Origin of the sequence: Paraburkholderia sp. RL17-373-BIF-A, from assembly GCF_046030175.1 — a bacterium.
Taxonomy (GTDB): Bacteria; Pseudomonadota; Gammaproteobacteria; order Burkholderiales; family Burkholderiaceae; genus Paraburkholderia.
This window is the reverse complement of record NZ_JARESO010000024.1, coordinates 14,117-33,062: the sequence shown is the minus strand read 5'-3', so window position 1 is coordinate 33,062 and position 18,946 is coordinate 14,117. Positions and strand designations below refer to the sequence as shown.

The window sequence follows — 18,946 nt, the reverse complement described above, 5'->3', positions numbered from 1 at the left end:
CGGGGTTTGTGATGCTGAACTGCGTGAATGAATTCCCTCCCGCCACTAAGCGCGTAGCGCTTGTAGTGAGGGTTTCCTGGCGTGAGCGTTGAAGGCGTTGGCCTTGGACGGCTTACCGGTGTCTCAGCAGGCGTAGCTTCGGACCGTTCCGGCCCAGCAGGCTTTGAAATTTGAGTTCGGCTCCCACTGCGCGTAGAAGCCGACCGCTCAGAACGCGCGACAAGCGATTATTTCGAGTGCGACAAGGGTTCGATGACCCTTGAATCAGCGACGTTTCTCAACCCAAAATCGTTTTCAACAGCCTGCTAGGTTTTTGGAACCCGCTTTCGTAGCTCTACGGTCGCAGGCTCTCGAGAGTCTTCTTCTCCTGCTCAGCAACGAACTTCAGGGGTAGCTCACGTAGTGAGCCAGTTGGCGCGGAAACATGGTGGCATCCAGCTTCATCAGCCAAGTGCTGGGGTACGAAAGCTGCCTTTCGTCAGCGTCAGCTCCTGGCCGATTGCACCCGGCGACATGCGGCTCCACGAAGCTGCCATTCGCCTAGGCGAATTCTGCCGAAGGGAGGCTTACGATCGACCACGCCGAACGCGTACTGTCGGCCACAACCCGTCGTTCATGTGCGTCGTCGGTCGGACATTCAGGCGTCGGCTCCGCCTCCGTAACCGGCCATCCGCTTGTTAACGACGAGCACTCCTTTATCGGCCTTTGCGGACCTTCGACGAGGCTTCCTTGGACGTCGGCGATGTGTCGGGTTGCCGCCATTAACAGCGTCGCGCAGAGGGCCGTTTCCTGCATTCGCCAACTCACAGTTTCGGTAGAGTCGAGATGTGGCGCGGTAGCGGTAGGTTCGGTTTGTCTGTTGCCGCCCCTTTCGTCTCGCGGTGCCCGAGTAACCGTCGCCTTAACCCCGTTTCCACATCCCGCTCAGCGAACCGGACATGCAGATCTCCCGCATCCGGCTCTCGGACAAGACATCACGCCTTCGTACACGGCACGTTACACCCAAGGCCCCGTCAGACGCACAAGACCGAAGTGCTTGTAAAGGTGCGGGCGTGGAAAGCTCCCGCGCCTGGTCCGCCTGGCTTTGTACTTGTTGCGTAACCACCGACGAAACCGCGCAGCGGTGTAGCTGTCGAGCGCCCGATACGCGCGTCTGTCCGTGCCTACGTTGAAGTAGTTCGCCCAGCCGCACAGCGTTCGGTTCAACTTGCCCACCAACTCCGTGGTCTCATGCCATACCGTTTTGAGGGCGGTCATCGCATGAATCTTCTCGACCATGCGACGGATACTCTTCTTCGATGGACGCATGCCCATACGGGCCTGCCCAGTCGTGGCCGAGTACAACCGCCCAAACGTGTAACCCAGGAAGTCGAATTCGCCTTCCGGTACCTTGCAGATTCGCGTCTTCTCCTCGTTGACCGTCACTTCCAGCTTGCGCATGATCTCGCGTAGTCGCGATAAGGCGTCTTCCGCCATACCCGGCTTGCACAGAATCACAAGATCGTCAGCGTAGGTCACAATTCGACTGCCAAGACTGCGCCGCACCGAGGTACCTGCACTCCGTCCACGATTGCGCAAGAGGCGGCACGCATGGCGAACCGGTCTGACCGGCGCTTGTAGATCCTGATATATCCGGCGGCTGCATTACGAAGCCAACAGGCCGATGAGGGGCAAGCGCGCAAATATCCATGATGGCTCGTGCCGATGGCGGCACATTAAAAGCCGAATGTACGGACGCAGTCGAGACCATCAAAATGCACACCGATCTTGCTCATAGACGGGAGTCCAAGGATTTGATATCTACACCTCGACTCACGGCACTACCGCAAGCGGTTACTACGGTACGCTGAAAGTCGAGAGACGACTGACTCCTTTACCCGTTCGACGGAGCCGAAGTGATCGTTCCGTTCCGGACGATTGAGGAGGCACTCGAGGCTGCACAGCGGCGCGGCGAAGAAATTGTTAACGCTGATCTTGAGCGTGCGGAACTCTACTGACACGAATCATGAGCAACCGCCTGTTGGCGTGGATTGTGCCGATCGCCGCTTACGAGCCACTTCGTCGAGTTCGTTGCGATGAGAGTCTAGAACCGCTTGGACAATCCAATGGCCAAACCGTGAGGAAGTATCATGACAGATACCGGCGTCTCCCATGTCGTCGTCAGGTAGCCAACGGCTGTGCCGAGCGCCCAACCACCGAGAACGTCCGTCTGCCAATGGGCGTGCGATTTCATGCGAGCAATGCCATCGTAGAGCGGCAAAAGCTCAAGCGCCCATACAGCAGGGTAGCGCCGTCCATAGTGGACGATGAAAGGCGTCACGAAGCTGGCCTGGAGCGTCACTTCGCCGCTCGGAAAACTGTGTCCTCCCTGAAACCAGGCATTCATCGACCCCGCGGCCCTTGGTCAGGCGCATGACCTCGGCAAGTACGTCGCCCTGGCGGTAGTCGATGACCTCGTCAGCGCCCACTATTCGATCATTATGTAACCAATCCTAGATAATCTATGAGCCGCCTCGTCCTGCCATTCTTATCGCGACATAACCCGCGGATGTGCCCCCGGCGCAAGCACGACAATGAGGCGATATGCACAACATAAAGTATTTCGAGTCCAATCGCCATACCACTTGGCTCGAGGCGTTCTTCGACCTGATTTTTGCGGTGACGATCGCTGACGTAACGCATATCTTGAGCCACACGCGCGAGGGTCATCTTGACCCACTCCAGTTCTGGAAATTCGTCCTGATTTTCATACCTTTGTGGTGGATTTGGGCCAGCCACACGATGTATGCCAATCGGTTCGATGCCGATGACCGGAAGCATCGGCTGGCAACCCTGTTCATCATGTTCCTGCTGATTATCATCTCAGGCCTGATCGACCGACGATTCCTGGCCAGCGTTGAGGCCATCATCGTCTGCTACGTCGGTTCAAAATACATCGTCGCCATGATGTATTTCGTGTCCGAAGACCGGCATAAGGAAAGCGAGGCACTCACAACGGCAGTTGGCTGGGTAATCGTCGCTGGCACCACCATCAGCCTCGCTTCGATCCTGTTCCCGGCGCCACAGCGATATGTCGTGTTTTACCTTGGAATACTGTTCGATCTGATTGTGTTCATCTTTTTTTGCCGCGTCGTCTCCAGGTCATCCCAGTGCATACCGAGCACCTGATCGAGCGTGTGGGTCTGCTCACGATCATCATGCTGGGAGAGTCCGTTAGCAGCCTGTCCATGGGACTGGCCAACATCAGCTGGACTGTGGAGAGGCTGCTGACGGCCGCCACCGGCTTCGTGATGATATCGGGCATCTGGTGGGTCTACTTTGACAGTTTTCACCTGCTGACCAAACAGAAGCTCACTACCGGCCATTCGGTCCTGTACTCGCACTTTTTCGTCTTCATCGGCCTGTCGATTTTAGCGAGCCTGATCCGGCACGCGACCCTGGACGATATAGTGGTATCCGATTTCCGGGTACTGTCGGTCATCGGCGCGGTCTGCTTTTTCATTGGCAAGCAGTACGGCTATTTCATGGAGCGTCCCGAGTTGCGGCGCCAACTGGTCGTCAACACCCTGGTCGTCTTCGTGTTGACCGGGTTTGCCCTGCTATTGTCCAGAACCTCTTACATCTTGCTCGGTCTTACCGCTGCGGTGATTTGTTATGCTTTCCTCAGTCTCAGATACCTGAACGTCCCGCCCCAGCGTCACGACCGTCCGCGCGACAGCGCTATCACAGGAGACTAGCCATGAGCGACACCGCAAGTTCTCCAGCCACGATGCGCGGCTGTGCCATCAGGGCCTGTGGCGAAGAGATGGTGCTGATGGACGATCTGCCGCTTCCGACACCGGGGCCGCACGACATCCTGATGGGGATGCGTAGTGCGGAAGTCGGCGATTGGGACGAACTGGTGCGCACCGGGGCTCTGATAATCATATAGCCGGCTTCCCTCCGTTCGACTCGACCCGCTGGCGGAGAGTCGGGGGGCCCTGTCGCACCAGGCCGAGCGCGAAAAGGCTGCAGGAACCGGAGTCACGATCTGTGGAGCGGCGCATCGTCGAATTTTACCAGTGTCTAACGCTTTACCTTGTTGGCATTCAGGAAGCGATGGTCAAATATCGACTAGACTTCCGCATTGGAGGCGGTTGACTCCTAATTGGATTTTGAGTTGATGACCGCCTATTGCAAGCGACGGAGGTGACATCAACCAGTCCTCCTATCGTTCGGCCGCTCATCGTCCTGCAGCGGCCGCTGTGCCCGCGTCAGACAAACGTCGGCTAAGGCCGAAGTCCGTTCCTACACCGGGACGGCATGCAGGTACGTTCTCGTGAGTACCCTTATCGCGGCGGCGTCGGGCGCCCGCCATGCATGCCTCAGTCAGCGTGCCACCACGCGTATCAGCCCTGCCGCCGGACCCGGCTTCGCCAGCTCATCTGCCTGATCATCGGCGACGCGCCACTTCGGAAACGTCCCTGAGCCGTCGACTTTCCATGGCTTACCCATTTCGTCGACATACATCGCGTTCGAGTTTCGGCCGGCCGCCGACGCGCGCCGCAGTGCGCCCGGCGCGGCGCGTTCGAATGACCGGCTCCCCTGTTCATTGAACACTGTCGCAAGCGGCCGCCGCGCCTGGCCCGACCGGCTGAGCGGCGTGGCAAGCGGTCCCGCGGGCGCGCGCAGCACCGCGTCGGCGGGCTCTCGGCCAGCGAGGATCGCGCCGAGCAGCGCGGACGGACCGCTCGAAGCCGATGCTTCATTGGTCGTATCGCCGGTGCGCTTGGCTGTCGGCGCGCTCGGTGAATCGAGTGCGAGCGGTTCGCTCGCGACGTCGATCTGCACGACAAGGATGACATGCCAGTCGTCCGGCGTGTTGTTGTAGCGTGGCGCGAGCGAGACGAGACGCAGCCGCGCGATGTCGAAACCCGCGTCGCGCAGCAGGAGGTATTTGGCGACGGCGAAATCCTTGCACACGCCGCTTTCGGCGAAGAACCGCGCCGGCGCGTAGTAGCTGCCGTCGGTTCCGTCGCGGTAGGGAACCTGGTTGACGAGCGCGTCGGCGAGCAGCACGGCTGACGCATCGCCGGCCTTGACACGCTCTGCCCGCACTTGCGCAACGAGGCTGGTCCAGCCGGCGGGTTCGCGCGTCAGGTGGGTGCGCAGCGCTTCGCGCAGGCGCTGCACGCGGCCGATCGCGTCAGACGATGGTTCGAGCTTCGTGTCGGCAAGCGGCAGGAGGAACATCAGGTCGCCGACTTGCGCGAGCTCCGGGCGGATCTTGCGGTTGGCTTCCCACCACGTCCCGGTGCGCAGGCGCTCGATACCAGCTTTCAGTGTGTGAGGCGTGGCCGAATCGCTGGGACCCGCGTCGCGCGTGCCGGATGCATAGCGTTGCGATGCGGCCGGCAGGTTCGCGGCGCCCACGACGGCGGGCAAAAGCATCGCGGCCGCGAACGAGCACTGGAGAAAGCAGAGGAGCGGTCGAGCGAGCGGCATATGTAAACTCCCGGAAGCCACACCGGGCGCCGATGCGCCTGGTGTTTCGAAGCCGCCCGATGCCGTTTTACGCTATGCGCGCAAGGCAACGCTGGCTTGAAACCAACATTGCATGCGACGTGCCAATCCGTCGTGTCGCTCTACGCCATTGATTAAACAAGAAATTGTCTTTGCGGGCAGCGTGCTGAAAACGCCTCGTGACGCCCGCCGCCCAACAGACACGCGATACCTGTTAGCGTCATCCGCACACTTTGCCCTGAGCGAAGTGGGGTTCCACGCGCGGTCGAAGCAACAGCATCTGCGTTGGGATCGACAGCAACGGATTCGCCTGCTTTCTCGACCAAACGTTCAGCGCCGCGGTCGAACCGCGAATGTCGGGAATGCGAGCCAAAGTCGCATACTGAGCTGTGACTTGGCATGCCCGCAAAGGGCGAAACTTACCTGTAGGTCACGGGCAGGAGTCTGTTTCTGACCAGCCGTCCGGGTGAAGGGGTGAAGGCGATCGTTGGATGCTGAACGGCAACACCTGGCCGGGCCGGGTGCGAACCTCGGTCAAATCCGTCCAGAGCAGGCGTCAAGGTCAGGTACCACGATCGAACTCCCGTCATCCCTGGGGGAGATTGCCATGAAGACCGAACAATCCCGTGAGGCATGGAACAAAGGCAAGCTGGTCGGGCAGAAGCCGCCGCTAAAGCCGAAAGACGTCTGGGCCATCCGGATCTACCTTCAGAACGCTCACGCTGTCCGCGATCTCGCGCTGTTCAACCTTGCAATCGACAGCAAACTGCGTGGTTGTGATCTTGTGAGTCTGCGAGTCCGTGACGTTACGCACGGCAATCAGGTTCTGGCGAGGGCGCAAGTCATTCAGCGAAAGACACAACGCCCTGTCCAGTTTGAACTGACCGAGTCGACCCGGAAGGCGGTCGGCGCGTGGCTTGAAAAGCTGCCCTCAGGTCGGAGCAGTACCTCTTTCCGAGCCGACTATTGGCGTCCCCGCACCTTTCAACCCGGCAATATGCCAGGATGATACGTCGATGGGCGGATGCCGCAGGGTTGGATCCGACAGCGTACGGCACTCATTCGATGCGCCGTACAAAGGCAACCTTGATTTACAAGCGCACAAAGAATCTCAGGGCGGTGCAGTTGCTGCTCGGCCATAGCAAGATTGAAAGCACAATCAGGTACCTGGGCATCGAAGTCGACGACGCGCTTGAGATTTCGGAGCAGACTGAAATCTAGTGTAGCTGGGTCTGGCCGCGCGAAGCGATGCTACATCCCGGTTCGTGCGGCCAATCTCCAGCGCGGCGCTCTGGAGGCAAAACCGGCGGACTTGTGCCGGTGTGGTCGTCGCCGCAGGACGATCATCGTAGCGGCCGCTTCGGTGCGGAACCCTGCCGGACAGCCTATGCGTTCGACTCGGCCTTTGCTGACGGTCGCCGATAAAAAAACCTGCGGCAACTCGAGAATCGCTTTGCTGACATTCGTGCCTCCGCACTGTCGAATGTCAGCTTCCGTTTTTTGCGAGTGAGTCATGTCGACCCTGAGCGGTCGATTAAATCGCTACAAAGCGGTCATTCGATCATGTCTCTGGTTAAGACTAACCCGCACATACACATGGCATTTCATGATCCTTGCAGCGTTGCGATCTACACAGTCGGTCTCGATTCGGGCACCGTGCGTGATTCGAATGCATGGGGATATTCGTGACGAAACCAATCTTTCACCTGATCGTGGTTGAGCGCAAAGAATTCGCGCGATCGCGGTATCAGGACAAAACCAAAAGCGAGCAGACAAGTGGCGAGGCCGAAGCATGTATAGACCTTGCCCACCGCCCAATGCGTGAGCGCCGCGCCTGCGATCATCGGTCCAAGAATGCCCGCAATCTGTGTGGTCATCATGCTGGCAGCGAGAATGCGCACGCGGAAATTCTGCGGGATAGCCAATGAGCGGTGAGTCGCGCCAACGAGTCCCATCGATGCATTGGCGAAACCCACACATGTGAAGGCTAATACGAGAACGATGGGTGAATGGGCCCAGCCCGAAGCAGCAAGAGCCAGGCCTTCGCACATAGCGGCCCCCACCCGGACGTTGAATCGGCCGAAACGACTGACTAGTGCATCAGAACCACGAAAGCTTCCGAGTAGTAAACCTATGGATAAGGCCGCTTCGCAAACACCTAGCCAGAGACCCGACAGCCCAAGTGATTGCACTTTGAGCGGGATCAGCATGCCGACTGCGGGGCCTTGGAATATCCAGACGAGGAAGTTTACAAGTGTCCAGCCGCGCTCCAACGGGACGATCCATTTAGCGTGCAGTCCGGCGCACAGGTCTTTCCACCAACGGGCTAAACTGCGATGGTGTTCGCGATGCTGAGATTGGGACGGAAGCTGCAAAGTCACGTAAGCAGCGACGCCGAGCAGTATGCCGTTCATCCAAAATGTTGCAGCGATACCGCCCAAGGCCAGTGTCGCGCCAGCCAATGCTGGACCTAAGGCACGACCAGCCGCTTGCGTCGATTTACGATGTTGAAGCGCTGCCGCCAAACGACTCGCCGGAAGAAGTTCGGCCGAAATGGTGGAACTGGCCGGATCGATGAAAGCTTTCGCTATAACAGTGACCACGCCTATGCAGATGATGAGCATAAGTCGGTAGTCGGACAGCGAGGCGAGCGTAGCGAGGGTAAAGGCGACGACCATCAGGGTGCATAGACCCCATGCAATCTGCGGTCTCTTTGCGTAGCGATCCCCTAGTGGCGAAAGCAGTGGCATTGCAAAAACCGTGGTGATGGCAATGCTTACGCTGTAGATCGCCAAGTCATGCGCGCCACCCCGGTGAACGATCCACCAAGGGAGCGTGATATAGCCAACCATTTCTGCCAAGATCCTCATCAGATCGCTGAGAAGCAGACTGGCAAGAGGGACGCCGATTGAGTTTATGCGAGCTTTGATTTCCCGAAACACCGTCTTCCCCCTGTTGAGTTCGATGATGCTACCTCAACATTTTTCTCGCCGTTTAGATGCACGTCTCCAGAGGCCGACGTTTCATTAGTGGACGCCATACATGGCCGATTCGCGACTGGCGACGCTTCGGATAGCGATTGTCAGCAATTCACGGAGGTGTGTCGAGTGTCCCTTCCTGGCCGAGCCCAGAACTTCGGAAGCCGGCCGAGTCCGGTCAGATGCCCCCCGGCCGCGAACTTCGCTAGTCGGCCCTCACCGCACCTTCGCCTCGCGAGAAATCACCCGCTCGCGGGCCACGCCTGCCACCCCGAACTGCCAGTTGGCACGTGAACGCTGATCCACTTCGCAGACCAGCTAAAAGCGCTGCTCGGGTTGGGCTTTAACGCGTTTGCCTGTGCTGGAAACGCGAACAGCTCAACCTTTTCCGCACCTCGCCGATATACCGCTCGAACAGCGTCGAGTTGGACAGACGCGACACTTGCTGGAGCGGCGAACGGCGCCCGGCACGCATCGAAGACGACCCTTCCCGATCGAAGAATCTTCCAGCCCATAGCGCGCATGCCGGCACGACAGGGAAGGCAACCACAGGAACCATCAGTCGGTCCCCATGTGAAGCCCATCAGGTTGTCAACGCCGCGAGCATGGGCCAAATCGCAATCCCCCGATTCAGGTGCCTCAGGAGGGCACGCTTCACTATCATGAAACGAATCTATGCCACGTTCCTCACCGCCCTTCTGATCGCCACGCTTGCGCCAGAGTGCCATGGACAGTACACCACCGACTGGGTGGCGAACACATATGGGACCAACGCTACCCGCGTGGGTAGCGTCGCGCGCTCCATGTGGATAGCGCCCGAGGGCGTAATCTACACGGCTTCCATGTGGGACGAAAACGAAGGTGGCGTCGCGATATACCAGAACGGCCAAAGCCTGGGATCCATAGGAGGTCACGGCGAGTTTCAGGGCAGCGCCATTACGGGTAACGCAACTTCGATCTTCGCCGCTCTGCAATTTAATGCCAGTTACGGCAGCGGCACGGTCGGGCGGTACAACCGAACCACTCAAACTCGCGACTTTCTCATCTCGGTCAGCGCGACAACGACTGAGCAGCGGGCTGATGTAATCACGGGACTCGCGACGTCGGGCTCGCTCCTTTATGCGAGCGACTCGCCTGGAAATCGCATCCGCGTCTACACCACCGACGGCGTCTGGCGGCAGGATATCGCCGTCTCAAGCCCTGGCGCGCTCGCGGTGGACAGCGCAGGAAACATCTGGGTTGCGCAGAAGAGCGCGGGCGCGATCCTCGAATTCAATCCGGCCGGCGTGCTCGTGAACACCATCCAGATGTCCGTCGCCTCTCGACCGTCCTCGCTGTATCTCGATTCGTCGACCGGGTTTCTCATGATCGGCGACGCGGGCCCCGACATGAATATCAAGATCTATAACACTTTGGTCATTCCATTTCTGATCAGTACATTTGGCATTCAGGGGGGGTATCTCGATACGACAACGGGAATCAAAGGCCAGGTTGGCGACAGGCGTTTTACCCGCGTCACAGGCATCGGCAAAGACGCCGCCGGCAACCTGTACGTGCTCAACAACCCGTGGGGCGGAAGCTGGGACCTCGGCCGCGACGGCGGCACCGACATTCACTCCTACGACAGTTCTGGCCACCTGCAATGGAAGCTTCAGTCTCTGAACTTCGAGGGGGTCGCCGCTCCGGACCCGGCTACCGACGGCGCGTACTTCTATGGAGGGACCAACATCTACACCGGCACCGCTGGGGGAACCTTCGTAGCGAACACGGTCGATCCAATCGACTATCCATCCGATCCACGCATCAACATCAACGATCGCACACGGGGTGAGCACTTCGGCCAACTTGCCACCATCGGCGCCAACCGGATCCTCGTGGACTCCAGCCAGAATCCCGATACCTTCTACTTCTTCCACTTCAATGCTGCGAATGGCTACATCGCAATACCGGACGCGACGCTTCCGGGTACGGCGTTCAATACGACCGCACCGGTCAGGGACGGATTCTGCCTCGACAGCAAAGGGGACGTCTGGGCCGGTTTGGACAAGACGAATGCCATCTGGCACTTTCCGCTGACCGGCTTCGATGCCAATGGTAAGCCGAGTTGGGATGCAGGGATTGCAACGCCCATTCCGGGCACGATCACGCCATTGACGCGGATCATCTACCTGCCGGAAAGCGACACGATGATCCTGGCACAGGGAGTTGCCGGGGGCGCGGACTGGACGTCGATCGGAACGCGGATCGAGGTGTATCACGGCTGGCTCGCAGGCAACACGACCGTTCCCAATCCGGTAATCAACCTCACCAGCGCCAATCCCAAGTCGATCACGGCGGCCGGCAACTATCTCTTCGTCGGATACGTACACACTGTGCCCAACATCGATGCCTTCAATCTCACCACAGGCAGCCTGGACACCACGTTGATCAACAGCAACCCCAACACCGTGTACGTCGGCAATGACGTGGATTCGATGTACGGCCTTCGATCGTACCGTCGGTCGACCGGGGAGTACGTGATCACGAAGGACAACTACAACGGGGCCAGCGTCATCATCTATCGCTGGACACACTGAACGACAGTGCTCGTCGCGGCTACGCCCCGGCGAGCACCTCACGTCATGTCGACTTATTGACCTTGTTTCTTTCCACAGGCAGCGCTCGGCCGGAAAATCCGGTGCGGCCTTCCGTACCGCTAGCCGCTTGCCAACGGATGATTGTTGCTTAGACGATCTCGATTGCCAGCGCCGTGGCCTCGCCACCACCGATGCACAGACTCGCGACGCCTCGCGTCTCGCCGCGCTGGCGGAGTGCGCTCAGGAGCGTCACGACGAGGCGCGCGCCCGTTGCGCCGATCGGGTGACCCAGCGCGCAAGCACCTCCATGCACGTTCACGCGCTCGTGCGGAAGCGATAGTTCGCGCATGGCGGCCATGACGACCACGGCAAATGCCTCGTTAATTTCCCACAGGTCTACATCGGCCGCCTGCCACCCCACCTTGGCTAGCAGCTTCTGGATCGCGCCCACGGGCGCAGTGGTAAACCAGGCCGGCTCCTGAGACTGTGTGGCGTGCCCGCGGATAACGGCCAGCGATGTTAGACCGCGCTCGTGCGCGGTGGACCGGCGCATCAGCACCATGGCCGCTGCTCCATCGGCGATCGAGGCCGAACTCGCCGCCGTGACTGTGCCGTCCTTTCCAAAGGCGGGTTTGAGGCTGGGGATCTTGGCCAGTTCTGCCTTCGCTGGCGCCTCGTCCTCGTCGACGAGTTTCTCGCCGCTGCGGCCCGTCACCGCCACCGGCGTGATCTCCCACCGCAACAAGCCGTCACGCTGCGCCTGTTGCGCACGCAGCGTGGAGGTGGAAGCAAAGGCGTCCTGTGCATCGCGCGTGAAACCGAAGTCGCGCGCGCAGTCATCGGCGAAGGTGCCCATAAGGCGGCCACGGGTGGCGAGGCCGTAGTGATCCTCCAGGCCGTCGAAGAACATGTGGTCCAGTACCTGGCCGTGTCCCAGGCGCTGGCCCGAGCAGGCCTTGGGCAACAGGTAGGGCGCGTTGCTCATGGACTCCATGCCGCCGGCCACGATCACCTGTTGACTCCCAGTCAGCAGCAGATCGTGCGCAAGCATCGTTGCCTTCATACCCGAGCCGCAGACCTTGTTGATCGTGGTGCACCCCGCCGAAAGCGGCAAACCGGCTCTCAGCGCCGCTTGGCGTGCGGGTGCCTGCCCCAGGCCGGCGGGCAGCACGCAGCCCATGAGTATCTCGTCTACCGCCTCTGGCTGCAGCCCTGCGCGATCGAATGCGGCACGGATGGCGCTGGCGCCGAGTTGCGGAGCCGTGAGCGACGCAAAGTCGCCCTGGAAGCCGCCTAGCGCCGTGCGTGCGGCACCGACGATAACGACAGGATCATCTGAAGTCGAAGAGATAGGCATGCTAGTCTCCATCCGCCGCTGCGCGGCGGCGTTGCAAGAAGGTAGGGAAAGTCTGGCAGTCCGCGGGTCATCTGAGCCCTTCCGGATTCGGCGACTCGCCGAACTCAAGCAAGGCGGTAGCCGGAACAATGACGTGCACTCCAGACGCCGAGTTCACCTTGCCGCCATACGGATGCCGCCATCAAGGCGGATCACCTCACCGTTGAGGTAGGCGTTTGAGAGGATGTGCACCACAAGGCCCGCGAATTCTTCTGGCCGACCAAGGCGCGCGGGAAAGGGGGCCATCTTCCCAAGGGCGTCTTGTACCTCGGTGGGCATTCCTTTGAGCATCGGCGTCTCCATGATTCCAGGCGCGACCGCAAGCACGCGAATGCCATTGCGGGCCAATTCCCGCGCGATAGGCAGCGTCATCGCGACGACACCGCCTTTGGACGCAGCATAGCCTGCCTGCCCAATCTGGCCATCGAAGGCGGCGACTGAAGCAGTATTGATGATCACCCCACGCTCGCCATCAGTCTCGGGCATGTTCCTGGCCATGCAGGCTGCGGCCAGCCGTACCATGTTGAAAGTGCCGATCAGGTTGACGTGAACAGTGCGCGCGAAACTTTCTAGTCGGTGCGGGCCTTCGCGTCCGAGCACTTTCTCGGCGGGGGCAACGCCTGCGCAATTGATCAGGCCATGCAACGCGCCGAAGGTGTCGCAAAACGCGGCCAACGCGCGCTCTGCGCTCGCTGAGTCGGATATGTCAGCCTTGGCGAATTGGGCATTGCGGCCGAGTTCCTCCGCCATCGCAGTACCCGCGTCCTGGTCCAGGTCTACAAGCAGCACCGAGGCGCCACCCGCCACCAGACGGCGCGCCGTGGCCGCGCCGAGCCCTGAGCCGCCACCGGTGACGACGAATCCTTTACGTTGAATCTGCACTGCTGTCTCCCGAAAGTAACCACTCTGACGCGCAACGCACTTGGCCCGTGCTTCGGTGTAAGCACCGGTTTCCGGAGCCATGGATGCCCTTGCATGGTCATGTGATATGACCGGCACGCTGCATTACCTCGGTCAACAAGGGCAGATTCGCGACGATGAACCGAATGGTCATGGTAAGCGGCAGGCGAGCGTGCGCACATGCCCATAGACCTCTCCATGCATGGGCCCTTCGGACATATCGGGCGGGGATTGGGTCGCCCGGCAGCGTTCTTCGGCCGATGACTGCCCGCGTTCAGTCGGGTAGCAGGTTTCGCTTGCGCCCGGCAGCGATTAACATCAGTACACTTTCTGCGGGTGAGCCTGACCATGAATGACGCTCAAGACAAGGGCACAACCTCTATCAGCCTGGTACGTGAGGCAATTCTCGTGGCGACACAACGGAATCTCGATGTGTCGGCCGTCCTCCAGCACGCTGGAATCGCGGCAGAATTGTTGAATGCGCCGAGGGCCCGTGTGCCGGCGTTGGCCTTTTCGCTCCTGTGGGCGGCTCTGGCCGACTTGATGGACGACGAGTTCTTTGGTCTCGACAGCCACGCACTGCGCCGGGGTAGTTACGCTCTGATGTGTCACGCGGTGCTGCATGCGGACAATCTGGAACACGCGCTGCGTCGCATGCTGAAATTCCTGCGGGCCGTTCTCGACGACATTCACGGGGAGTTGCGCTGCGAAGGCGAGCATGCAGTGATCATCCTGCATGACGATGGGCGGACACGCCGGCTCTTTGCCTACGGGACGTGGTTCATCCTCGTGCACGGTCTTGCATGCTGGCTCGCACGCAGACGGATTCCACTGATCGAGATGAGGTTTCGCGCGTCCGCACCAATCGATGACAGCGACTACCGCATGCGCTTCTGCGAGGATGTGACGTTCTCCGCAGAGGAGACCCTGATCCGGTTCGATCGCAGTTTCCTCGGGCTCAAACTGTCCGGAACGGAAGCGAGCCTCCGTGTATTCCTGGAAAACGCACCAGCCAATATCCTGGTCAAGTATCGCAATGAATCGAGCACTACGGCCATGGTCAGGCGCCGACTAAGAAACCAGGCCCCCGACGACTGGCCGGACCTCGACGCGCTATCGCGGTTACTGAATCTATCCGCGGCCACGCTGCAACGCCGCCTGTTGGCCGAAGGCACGAACTACCGGCAACTGAAAGACGAATTGCGCCGTGACATCGCCATCGAGTTGTTTTCCAGCAGTTCTCTCACGGTCGCTGAAGTCGCTGCACGGACTGGATTTCAAGAAACCAGTGCTTTTCACAGGGCCTTCAGGAAGTGGACGGGGGCCAGCCCGGGAATGTACCGCCACGGCAGGGCAAACTCTTAACGTTAGAACTCGTACTGTTGTCATGGCGGAATTGGAGCGTTCCGACCTGCTTGTACGTCTGAGCGGTCGAAAGGCTCGATCGTCGTTTCCAAACGAGCGTTGCGCAAAAGCAGAGCTGCCGAGGCTAGGCAAAGCAAGGCCGTGCAACTGATGAATCGCATACAGGCGGGCAGCGCCGAAGCGGCATTCCACTCATCCTCACTTGAATTCTCGGGGTGGAGGACAGCCAACGCACGAAGCACATCGAAAGCCCAGCGTGTCCACACACCTCATGCAAACTGAGGTCGGCGGACATGGATTGACGTCCCAGCCAGGCTGACACTGCAGTCGCGTTCGGCAAATCAGAACAAGCCTCGCGCCCGGTTGCACAGAGTAACCGGAGTCGGCTCCACGAGAGCCCCGCACTTGATCACCGGCGCAAAATAAGTGAAGCGTTATCGCTTATTTGGGCAGCAATTTTCTCGCCAACGCGTCACCGAATCAGTGGAGATAAGAGATATTGTCCTCGATGAGCAGCGCATTGCGGCAGCAAAAAATATATGGAGACGAGAATGAGAACCCGGTTCAGAATCCGCCGAAGCTCGGCTATTGTGAGTGCTCTATTCGCAGCATCAGCCGTTACCGTATCTGGCTGCGGCGGCAATGAAACCACACCGGCAAACGCCGCAGTCGTGACGCCAGCCGCGAAATGCAGTGCATTGGCTGGTATGACTGTTCCTGCCAGCTCTATTGGGTTGCCGACAACCGGTGCTACTGTCGTGTCCGCGACGCTCGTTGCTGATACCGATTCTGGTAATAGCAATGGTGAGTACTGCAAAGTGCTTGGAGCGATCCATCCGGTCGATTTCAATGCGCCCGATATTCGGGCGGAAGTGGACCTCCCAACGAACTTCAACGGAAAGGCAGTTCACTTCGGTGGCGGAGGATTCGACGGCACCATCCCCGATACCGAGGGTCCGCCAATGGATGGGTTCTTGATAGGCGCGGAACCCTCCGGCGTCAGTACGCCACTGCGCAGGGGTTACGTAACGGTCGGCAGCGACAGCGGGCATGAGGGAAACGCCTTTGACGGTTCGTTTGCAACAAACGATGAGGCACTCGCCAACTACGCAGGCGACCACATCAAGAAGACACATGATTTTGCAGCCTACGTTGCAAAGGCCCGATATGGCTCGGACTTCGCGCACAGTTATTTTATTGGCGGCTCAAGCGGCGGACGACAAGCCTTGGTCGCGGCGCAACGATTCCCGCACGACTACGACGGTATTATTTCGACCTTCCCCGCGTCGGGAATAACAGGACTATGGCTCCAGATGGGCAGGATCTCGCAATCTCTGCTGGCACCTGGAGGATACGTCACGCCTGCTAAAGGCAAGGCCGTTCTCGCAGCCGTCATGAAGCAATGCGACGCTCTGGATGGCGTCGCCGACGGCATTATTGGTAACCCTGCAGCATGCGTGTTCGATCCAACAGTGATTAGCTGCCCCGGCGGGGGCGACACCGGAGACACTTGCTTGTCAGACGCGCAAATCAATACGATGACCACCGCTGGCGCACCGCTTGACTTTAGTTTCAGTCTGGCAAACGGAGTTCAGACTTTTCCAGCATATAACGCATTCACCGGGGCGGACTTTTGGTCCACTGGCCTGGCTTGGGGCGCGTCAGCCGCCGATGCGATGGTCGAGCCTGGGGTGGTCGGCAAGAGCGCATTTTATTACACGTTTTCAAATGACATGCTCCGGTTTGCGGTCGCTCGCGACCCTGGCTTGAGCATTTTGAAATTCAATCCCGCTAATCCGGGATCATTAACCTCCCGCGTCCAGGCGGTGAGCGCCCTCATGGACAGCACTAGCACTGATTTGAGTCAATTCCAGAACCGCGGCGGCAAGATCATTCTCCAGCATGGGCAATCAGACCAGTTCATTCCAGCGCAATTGTCGATTGATTACTATAACCGGCTGGTCTCCCGATTCGGGCAGGGGCCACTTAGTCAATTTCTGAAGTTCTACCTGGTTCCGGGCGCGGCCCACGGCTCCGGCGGACAGTTTAATGGTTCATATGACGGTCTGACGGCATTGGACAACTGGGTGACGAAAGGAATCGAGCCCGAAGATCTGACTATCACCGACCTGACTCCGGCAACTGCCGGACGTACCAGGCCCATGTGCGAATACCCACAGTGGCCCAAATACATCGGTGGCGACCAGAATCTGGCGGCGAGCTTCGTGTGCTCGAATTAGAGTAGTTCGGTTCCCAGTGGCGCCTATCGGCTGTGCCGGGCGGTTACCTTCCGCCCGGAATTTTCAGCGCTGACGCAACTGGGGTGCGCACGTTCCAGCCCGATGCAAATCACCACCCCGTCAACGACCTGCAACGGCATCCAGCTCGCCGCCTCACTGACCGGGCTCATTGCATTCCAGATCCCCCGTTATACGGCGCTCGACTCGACTATCGCGCCGAGCTGATCGACGCGGTCAACCCCGGTTGTAGCAGCTTCACGGCTCCCAACGGCAAACCGATGCAGGTTGGCCCGATATGGTTGTTCTCGTGACTCCCCGAGAACCGATTTCTCCAACTGGAAATCGGTGTCCTCGCCTGACAAATTTTGGACTGCCGCTAGTGGCGCGACGCCGGAAACGCGAGTGTTCGGTGGCCTCATTCAGGTTGAAGTTAACGGACATGGATTGTCAGGTGCGTCCGCCTGACACTGGTTACAGCGCGACGGCAACGGTCGATTCCGGCGAGATAAGGCCACCCCATCGAGGACCCCCTTAGCCTCGCGCGGACTTTATGCACGACATTTAACCGAAGGAGACGACATGAATCAGATAGACGTGCACTCACTCGCCGGTCAGGCCAGATTCAATAGCTTTCATACCCTCGTCCTGTTCTGGTGTGTCTTGATGTTGATACTCGACGGCTACGATCTTGCCGTCGTCGGCGCGGCGCTGCCATCGATCATGAAGGACATGCACATCGGCGCGACCAGCGCGGGCATCATGGCCGGCTCGACGCTTTTTGGCGTCATGTTCGGGGCCATTTTCCTTGGCACGCTGGCTGACCGTTTCGGACGGCCAACGATGATGTGCGTTTGCGTGGCCCTGTTCAGTGTTTTCACGGCGGCCGCCGGGTTGACGAGCGATCCCCTCAGTTTTAGCGTAACGCGCTTCATCGCCGGCCTGGGCATTGGCGGAGTCTTGCCGATTGTCACCGCGCAGATGGCGGAGTTTTCGCCCAATGTTTTGCGTACCCGATTGGTCACGCTGGTGTTCGCAGGCTATTCGATTGGCGGGATTCTGGTGGCGCTGACTGCGAAGCAGCTTATCGACAGCTACGGCTGGCAATCGGTCTTTTTTGCCGCGGGCCTGCCTGTCCTGCTGATCCCGTTCATCATCAAAACGATGCCCCATTCGATGATTTTCCTGCTCAAAAGCGGCCGGCACAACGAACTGCGCTCTGTGATGAAGCGGTTGGTGCCCGACTATCCGTTGAGCGGTCGAGAGCAGTTTCCAGGAGCTTCATCAGACAAAGCCAAGGACGCTTCGGTGCGACGACTCTTCCAGGATGGGCGGGGCTTCAGTACCACGATGATCTGGGTCGCGTTCATGACGGGCCTCTTCATGGTCTACGCGCTCAGTTCGTGGTTGACCAAGCTGATGGCCATGGCCGGATATAGCCTGGGCTCGGCTTTGAACTTCGTGATTGTCTTCAACGTCGGTGCGATCGTCGGTGCGATCTTCGGTGGTTGGCTCAGCGACAAGGTCAACATCAAGCGGGTGCTGATTGCGTTTTACGTCATCGGGGCGGTTGCGCTGTCATTGATGGGCTACACGAAGTCGACCGTATCGTTGTTTGTCGTTGTATTCGTTGTCGGCGCATCGACGCTGGGTACGCAATTGCTCGCCTACGCTTATGCGGGTGACTTCTATCCTCATGCGATTCGGTCTACCGGCGTTGGCTTTGCTTCTGGCGTGGGCCGGATCGGCGCGATTGTGGCTCCGGTGCTCATTGGTTGGCTCGTGTCCTTGAAGCTGCCGCTGGAACAGAATTTCATGGCAATCGGCCTGGCTGGCCTCATCGGCGCGGCGGCGGTGACGCTGATCAACCAGACACGTGCCGACTCGCATCGCTCAGACAGTGCGCCTGTTGTCGCGGTTCAGGGTGGCGCGGGCGCTGACGCTTCCGCCATAGAAGCTTAATCGCCGAGGTTCTTGCGAACAACACCGGCT

Annotated in this window: 14 protein-coding genes and 2 pseudogenes; 10 read left to right on the top strand and 6 right to left on the bottom strand. The window is 59.5% G+C overall.

Going from position 1 to position 18,946, the window contains the following annotated elements; translation table 11 throughout:
* Nucleotides 1-996 precede the first annotated feature (996 nt).
* Nucleotides 997-1,545 (bottom strand): group II intron maturase-specific domain-containing protein, encoded by a 549-nt coding sequence (locus P0D80_RS26985; RefSeq protein ID WP_408287881.1) that lies wholly within the window; start codon nt 1,543-1,545, stop codon nt 997-999.
* Nucleotides 1,546-1,880: 335 nt separating this feature from the next.
* On the opposite strand from P0D80_RS26985, the pseudogene P0D80_RS26980 reads away from it, so the two are divergent.
* Nucleotides 1,881-1,997 (top strand): annotated as a pseudogene (locus tag P0D80_RS26980) (DUF6723 family protein); the annotation flags it as partial.
* A gap of 86 nt (nt 1,998-2,083) precedes the next feature.
* Here the strand turns inward: P0D80_RS26980 and P0D80_RS26975 are convergent.
* On the bottom strand, nt 2,084-2,386 hold the full coding sequence (locus tag P0D80_RS26975; RefSeq protein WP_408178765.1) for a phosphatase PAP2 family protein: 303 nt from the start codon (nt 2,384-2,386) through the stop codon (nt 2,084-2,086).
* Nucleotides 2,387-2,583: 197 nt separating this feature from the next.
* On the opposite strand from P0D80_RS26975, the gene P0D80_RS26970 reads away from it, so the two are divergent.
* The 3 genes from P0D80_RS26970 to P0D80_RS26960 are packed head-to-tail and all read left to right on the top strand — an operon-like array spanning nt 2,584 to nt 3,931.
* Nucleotides 2,584-3,168, top strand: coding sequence for a low temperature requirement protein A (locus P0D80_RS26970; RefSeq protein WP_408287877.1), 585 nt, complete (start codon nt 2,584-2,586; stop codon nt 3,166-3,168).
* Nucleotides 3,150-3,737: a low temperature requirement protein A gene (locus P0D80_RS26965; protein ID WP_408178763.1), complete on the top strand. Its 588-nt coding sequence runs from the start codon at nt 3,150-3,152 to the stop codon at nt 3,735-3,737. The genes P0D80_RS26970 and P0D80_RS26965 overlap by 19 nt, the downstream gene beginning before the upstream one ends.
* A gap of 2 nt (nt 3,738-3,739) precedes the next feature.
* Nucleotides 3,740-3,931 (top strand): hypothetical protein, encoded by a 192-nt coding sequence (locus tag P0D80_RS26960; protein ID WP_408178762.1) that lies wholly within the window; start codon nt 3,740-3,742, stop codon nt 3,929-3,931.
* A gap of 437 nt (nt 3,932-4,368) precedes the next feature.
* On the opposite strand, the gene P0D80_RS26955 is transcribed toward P0D80_RS26960, so the two are convergent.
* Nucleotides 4,369-5,484, bottom strand: coding sequence for a transglutaminase domain-containing protein (locus P0D80_RS26955; protein ID WP_408287874.1), 1,116 nt, complete (start codon nt 5,482-5,484; stop codon nt 4,369-4,371).
* A 625-nt stretch (nt 5,485-6,109) separates the two neighbouring features.
* On the opposite strand from P0D80_RS26955, the pseudogene P0D80_RS26950 reads away from it, so the two are divergent.
* A pseudogene (locus P0D80_RS26950) lies at nt 6,110-6,723 on the top strand (tyrosine-type recombinase/integrase).
* Nucleotides 6,724-7,130: 407 nt separating this feature from the next.
* Here the strand turns inward: P0D80_RS26950 and P0D80_RS26945 are convergent.
* Nucleotides 7,131-8,444, bottom strand: coding sequence for an MFS transporter (locus tag P0D80_RS26945; protein WP_408287871.1), 1,314 nt, complete (start codon nt 8,442-8,444; stop codon nt 7,131-7,133).
* A gap of 698 nt (nt 8,445-9,142) precedes the next feature.
* Here P0D80_RS26945 and P0D80_RS26940 point away from each other — a divergent pair.
* Entirely contained in the window at nt 9,143-11,056 is a 1,914-nt protein-coding gene (locus tag P0D80_RS26940) for an SMP-30/gluconolactonase/LRE family protein (protein WP_408178758.1), read from the top strand.
* A 148-nt stretch (nt 11,057-11,204) separates the two neighbouring features.
* Here P0D80_RS26940 and P0D80_RS26935 read toward each other — a convergent pair whose 3' ends face one another.
* The gene (locus P0D80_RS26935; RefSeq protein WP_408287867.1) at nt 11,205-12,413 is read right to left on the bottom strand and encodes an acetyl-CoA C-acyltransferase; all 1,209 of its coding nucleotides are present in this window, start codon (nt 12,411-12,413) and stop codon (nt 11,205-11,207) included.
* Between the two features lie 153 nt (nt 12,414-12,566).
* Entirely contained in the window at nt 12,567-13,334 is a 768-nt protein-coding gene (locus P0D80_RS26930; protein WP_408287864.1) for a 3-hydroxyacyl-CoA dehydrogenase, read from the bottom strand.
* Between the two features lie 366 nt (nt 13,335-13,700).
* Between P0D80_RS26930 and P0D80_RS26925 the strand changes: the two genes are divergently transcribed.
* The 4 genes from P0D80_RS26925 (at nt 13,701) to P0D80_RS26910 (ending at nt 18,916) form a co-directional block, all read left to right on the top strand.
* Nucleotides 13,701-14,717: an AraC family transcriptional regulator gene (locus tag P0D80_RS26925; RefSeq protein WP_408287861.1), complete on the top strand. Its 1,017-nt coding sequence runs from the start codon at nt 13,701-13,703 to the stop codon at nt 14,715-14,717.
* 551 nt (nt 14,718-15,268) lie between these two features.
* Nucleotides 15,269-16,957: a tannase/feruloyl esterase family alpha/beta hydrolase gene (locus P0D80_RS26920; protein WP_408178754.1), complete on the top strand. Its 1,689-nt coding sequence runs from the start codon at nt 15,269-15,271 to the stop codon at nt 16,955-16,957.
* Nucleotides 16,958-17,059: 102 nt separating this feature from the next.
* The gene (locus P0D80_RS26915; RefSeq protein ID WP_408178753.1) at nt 17,060-17,182 is read left to right on the top strand and encodes a hypothetical protein; all 123 of its coding nucleotides are present in this window, start codon (nt 17,060-17,062) and stop codon (nt 17,180-17,182) included.
* 354 nt (nt 17,183-17,536) lie between these two features.
* Nucleotides 17,537-18,916, top strand: a complete 1,380-nt coding sequence (locus P0D80_RS26910) for an MFS transporter (protein WP_408178752.1) — start codon at nt 17,537-17,539, stop codon at nt 18,914-18,916.
* Nucleotides 18,917-18,946: the final 30 nt, after the last annotated feature.

Bases quoted from the DNA above. Each gene is read 5' to 3' on its own strand.
- P0D80_RS26975 (WP_408178765.1), bottom strand. From the start codon at position 2,386: ATGAATGCCTGGTTTCAGGGAGGACACAGTTTTCCGAGCGGCGAAGTG.
- P0D80_RS26970 (WP_408287877.1), top strand. From the start codon at position 2,584: ATGCACAACATAAAGTATTTCGAGTCCAATCGCCATACCACTTGGCTC.
- P0D80_RS26960 (WP_408178762.1), top strand. From the start codon at position 3,740: ATGAGCGACACCGCAAGTTCTCCAGCCACGATGCGCGGCTGTGCCATC.
- P0D80_RS26955 (WP_408287874.1), bottom strand. From the start codon at position 5,484: ATGCCGCTCGCTCGACCGCTCCTCTGCTTTCTCCAGTGCTCGTTCGCG.
- P0D80_RS26940 (WP_408178758.1), top strand. From the start codon at position 9,143: ATGAAACGAATCTATGCCACGTTCCTCACCGCCCTTCTGATCGCCACG.
- P0D80_RS26935 (WP_408287867.1), bottom strand. From the start codon at position 12,413: ATGCCTATCTCTTCGACTTCAGATGATCCTGTCGTTATCGTCGGTGCC.
- P0D80_RS26925 (WP_408287861.1), top strand. From the start codon at position 13,701: ATGAATGACGCTCAAGACAAGGGCACAACCTCTATCAGCCTGGTACGT.
- P0D80_RS26920 (WP_408178754.1), top strand. From the start codon at position 15,269: ATGAGAACCCGGTTCAGAATCCGCCGAAGCTCGGCTATTGTGAGTGCT.
- P0D80_RS26915 (WP_408178753.1), top strand. From the start codon at position 17,060: ATGCAAATCACCACCCCGTCAACGACCTGCAACGGCATCCAGCTCGCC.
- P0D80_RS26910 (WP_408178752.1), top strand. From the start codon at position 17,537: ATGAATCAGATAGACGTGCACTCACTCGCCGGTCAGGCCAGATTCAAT.